The sequence below is a fragment of the Actinoallomurus acaciae genome (genome assembly GCF_042429965.1).
Lineage (GTDB): Bacteria > Actinomycetota > Actinomycetes > Streptosporangiales > Streptosporangiaceae > Actinoallomurus > Actinoallomurus acaciae.
Map to the genome: position 1 here is coordinate 1 of NZ_JBHLZP010000628.1, position 4,293 is coordinate 4,293.

At 72.0% G+C, this 4,293-nt stretch carries 3 protein-coding genes; all 3 read right to left on the minus strand.

Features of this window, described 5'->3' with window-relative positions; genetic code table 11:
• The coding region (locus ACFFNX_RS43685; RefSeq protein ID WP_378212140.1) for a UDP-N-acetylmuramoyl-tripeptide--D-alanyl-D-alanine ligase at positions 1–852 on the minus strand (852 nt) is incomplete at its 3' end.
• Positions 849–2,420 carry a UDP-N-acetylmuramoyl-L-alanyl-D-glutamate--2,6-diaminopimelate ligase gene (locus ACFFNX_RS43690; RefSeq protein WP_378212141.1) on the minus strand — a complete coding sequence of 524 codons (1,572 nt, stop codon included), beginning with the start codon at positions 2,418–2,420 and terminating at the stop codon, positions 849–851. The genes ACFFNX_RS43685 and ACFFNX_RS43690, both read right to left, overlap by 4 nt.
• A 41-nt stretch (positions 2,421–2,461) precedes the next feature.
• A complete protein-coding gene (locus ACFFNX_RS43695) occupies positions 2,462–4,204 on the minus strand; it encodes a peptidoglycan D,D-transpeptidase FtsI family protein (protein WP_378212142.1) in 1,743 nt (580 codons plus the stop codon).
• Positions 4,205–4,293 lie beyond the last annotated feature (89 nt).

Here is a 4,293-nt window from a genome sequence, read left to right on the forward strand (position 1 = left end):
GACCGCGTGCGCGCCGTGCAGGCGCAGCCGCACGGCGGCCGAGCCCTCGGGCGTGACCAGCGTGAACCGGGACCGGCCCGCCTCGTCGAGCGACTCGTCGACCGCGCGCACGGTCGCGTCCGGCGCCCGGCCGAACGTCACGATCCGCGCCGGGGTACGGGCGGCCATCGTGCGTACGAGCGGGTCGTCGGCGTTGAGGATCGCGGTGCCCTCCGCCGACAGCGCCTCGACCAGCTCGCCCTTGGCCTTGGCGACGACCTCACGGCTGCCGAACTCGCCGATGTGCGCGCTGCCGACGTTGAGGACGATGCCGATGTCGGGGGGCGCGATGCCGGCGAGACGCCTGATGTGCCCGAGGCCGCGCGCACCCATCTCCAGGACGAGGTAACGGGTGTCCTCCGTGGCCCGCAGGACGGTGAGCGGATGGCCGATCTCGTTGTTGAACGACCCGGGCGGCGCGATGGTCGGGCCCAGCCGCGACGCGAGGTGGGCGAGGAGGTCCTTGGTGGAGGTCTTGCCCGCCGAGCCGGTCAGGCCGGCCACGGTGACCTCCGGCAGCCGGGCGACGACCGCGCGGGCGAGCGCGCCCATCGCGTTCAGGACGTCATCCACGATCACGGCCGGCGCGCCGACCTCGCGCTCGGCGAGCACCGCCACGGCGCCCGCCGCCACCGCCTGGCCGGCGAAGTCGTAGCCGTCGAGGCGCTCGCCGCGCAGCGCCGCGAACAGCGCGCCGGGCTCGGCCTTGCGCGAGTCGATGACGACCGGTCCGGTGACGACGGCCTCCGGGGACGCCCCGTCCAGCTTGCCGCGGGTGATCTCCGCGATCCGCGCGAGCGAGAGTGGGATCAAGACTGCTCCTCGTCGTCGGCCGCTGCGGCCGAGGTGTTCGCGACATCGCCGAGTGCCCCCGTACGGCGCTCGCGCAGCGCCCGCCGTACGACCTCGCGGTCGTCGAACGGGAAGACCTCACCGGCGATGTACTGCCCCTGTTCGTGACCTTTGCCCGCGACGAGCACCACGTCGCTCCGCCGGGCACGGCCGACCGCCAGTGCGATCGCCGCCGCCCGGTCGGGCTCCACGACGATGTGCGCCCGTTCGTTCTCCGGCACGGTGAGTACTCCCCCGACCATAGCGTTGAGTATCGCCCAGGGGTCTTCGGTGCGGGGGTTGTCGTTGGTGAACACCACCGCGTCGGCCCTGCGGGCCGCGATCTCTCCCATGACCTTGCGTTTTCCCTTGTCACGGTCGCCGCCGCAGCCGAGCACGATGGTGAGCGTGCCCTTGGTCAGCGGACGGAGGGTGCCGAGCACGGCCTCGACCGCGCCCGGCTTGTGCGCGTAGTCGACCAGTGCGGTGAAGTCCTGTCCCTCGTCCACCGGCTCCAGGCGGCCGGGGACGCCCTTGAGGGCTCCGATGCCGTGTACCGCCGTCTGCAGCGGGATGCCGGCCTCCACGAGCGCCACGATCGCGCCCAGGGCGTTGGCGACATTGAACGGGCCCGGCAGCGGCACCCGCGCGTCGGCCTCGACACCGCCCGGCCCGACCACCCGGAAGGTGCTGCCGTACGGCTCGAGGCGCACGTCGGCGGCGCGCCAGTCGGCGCCGGGGTCGCCGTCGGCGGAGAACGTCGTCACCGGGACCTTGGCGATGTGCGTGAGGCGGCGGCCCCAGTCGTCGTCGACGTTGACCACGCCGAGACGGCTGAGTTCGGGGGTGAACAGCCGTGCCTTGACGGCGAAGTACGCCTCCATGGTGCCGTGGTGGTCGAGGTGTTCCTGGGACAGGTTCGTGAAGAGGGCGACCTCGTAGAAGGCCCCGCCGACACGGCCGAAGTCGAGCGCGTGGCTGGAGACCTCCATGGCCGCCGCCGTCACCCCGCGCTCGCGCATGAGCGCGAGCATCGCGTGCAGGTCGGTGGCCTCCGGCGTGGTCAGCGTGCTCGGAAGGACCTCGCCGGCGACCTTGATCTCGATGCCGCCGATCAGGCCCGTCTCGTGTCCCGCCGCGCGCAGGCCCGCCTCCAGCAGGAACGTCGTGGTGGACTTGCCGCTCGTGCCCGTGACGCCCAGCAGGGCCACGTCGCGCACCGGCCGCCCGTACACCCAGGAGGCCACCTCACCGAGCACCGCGCGCGGGTCGTCGACGACGAGCACGGGGATCCCGGCGCGCTCGGCGCGGATCCGGCCCTCGTGGTCGGTGAGGACGCCGGTGGCCCCGGCGGCGGCGGCCTGCTCGGCGAAGACGGCGCCGTGGAAACGACTGCCGGGCAGCGCGGCGTACAGGTCGCCCTTGAGGACCTTCCTGGAGTCGTGTGTCACCCCGGTGACCATCCCCCGTACCGGCTGTCCCTGCTCGCTCAGGCCGAGCAGGGACACGAGCCCGGACAGCGAACGGGCGGGCACGGACTTGGGACGCATGGGATCGGGTCTGTTGGACACGGCGGAGAGAGTACCGCCGGTCACCGGTGGTCTGCGTAGATTCGGATCTTCGGAGACCTGCTGCCGGTCGGCGGAATCCGGCGGCTCTGCAGTGCGAAGCTCATGACGTCCTTGAAAACGGGCGCCGCGACCTGCCCTCCGTAGTATCCCTTCTGCGGTTTCTGCAGCACGACCTCGACCACGAGCTGCGGGTTCTCGGCGGGCGCGAAGCCCACGAACGTCGAGGTGTAGCCTCCCCCGGTGTAGCAGCCGCAGCCGGGGTTGACCTTCTGCGCAGTGCCGGTCTTGCCCGCCACCCGGTACCCGGGGATCTGCGCCTCGGGCGCGGTGCCGTCCTTGGTCGTGACGCCCTCGAGCATCCGGGTCAGCTCACTCGCCGTGGACTGCTTGATCACCCGTCGTGAGGACGGGCGGGCCGCCGGCGTGAGGGTGCCCTTGTCATCGGTCGTGCCGACGATGAGGTTCGGCGTCACGCGCACGCCGCCGTTGGCGATCGTGGCGTAGACGCTGGCGGTCTGCAGGGCGTTGACCGACACCGACTGGCCGAACGCGATGGCGTAGCGGTCGGTGCCCGACCACTGGTCGACCGGCTTGAGGATGCCCGGGCTCTCACCGGGCAGGCCCACCCCGGTCTTCTCGCCGTAGCCGAACGCCCGCATGTACTGGTACAGCTGCGTCGCCGTGACGCGCTCACTGGCCAGGATCGTGCCGATGTTGCTCGACTTGGCGAGCACGCCGCCGAAGGTGAGGTGCTCGGTGCCGTGGGACTCCGAGTCGTGGAAGGTGCGGTCGTAGCGGGTCAGGCTGCCGGGCACGGTGAACGGGGTCTGCGGCGTGACGCCGCCCGCCTCCATCGCCGCCGCGGCCGTGATGACCTTGCTGGTGCTGCCCGGCTCGAAGCCCTCCTGGACCACCCGGTCGCCCAGGTCGGCCGGGCGGGCCTTGTAGTAGGTCGCCGGGTCGAAGGTGGGCGCGGTGGCCATGGCGAGAATCTGTGCGTTGCGCGGGTCCATGACGATGACGCTGCCGCTCTGCGCGCCGGTGGCCTTGACCTGCTTGGCGATCGCGTCCTGGGCCTTCCACTGGATGTCGCGGTCGAGGGTCAGCCGCAGGCCCTTGCCCGGCGTCGGCTTGCTCATCTCGTCCTCGCCCATGGGAATGCGCTGGCCGGTCTCGCTGAGCTCGACCTTCTGCCAGCCGCTCTTGCCCTTGAGCATGGTGTTCATGCTCGACTCCAGGCCCGCGCCCCCGTCGCCGTCGCTGTTGACGAAACCGCCGACGTTGGCGGCGAGGTCGCCGCCCGGGTAGACGCGGCGGTACTCCTGCAGCGAGCCGATGCCCTTGAAGTCCATCTCGGTGACCATGCGGGCCCGGTCCGGCTCGACGTGGTGGACCAGCTCCACGTAGCGGTTCGTCTTCGAGGAGGGGGTTAGCTTCTTGAGCAGGCCGGCCTGGTCGAGCCCGAACATCGACGCCAGCGTGGAGGCGATCCGCTGACGCTGGCCGGCCTCGACCATCACCGGGTCGGCGTAGATCACCCGCGCGTCGACGGTCATCGCGAGCGGCTGGCCGCCGGCGAAGCTGATCGGCCCGCGGACGGCGGGCAGGTCGACGCGGTTGAGCCGCTGACGCACCGCGGCCTCGGCGTAGCCCTTGGACTCGATGCCCTGGAGCTGGACGAGGCGGCCGGCGAACAGCGACAGCACGAACGCGACGAGGAGCAGGCCGACGTTGAGACGCTTGACCGGGTCACGCCGGATCATCACGCCGCGCGGCTTCGCGGGACGCCGTGGCGGCGGAGACGCGGGACGCGGCGGCCTGCGCCGGGGCGGCGGCTTGGTCGCGGCGCCAC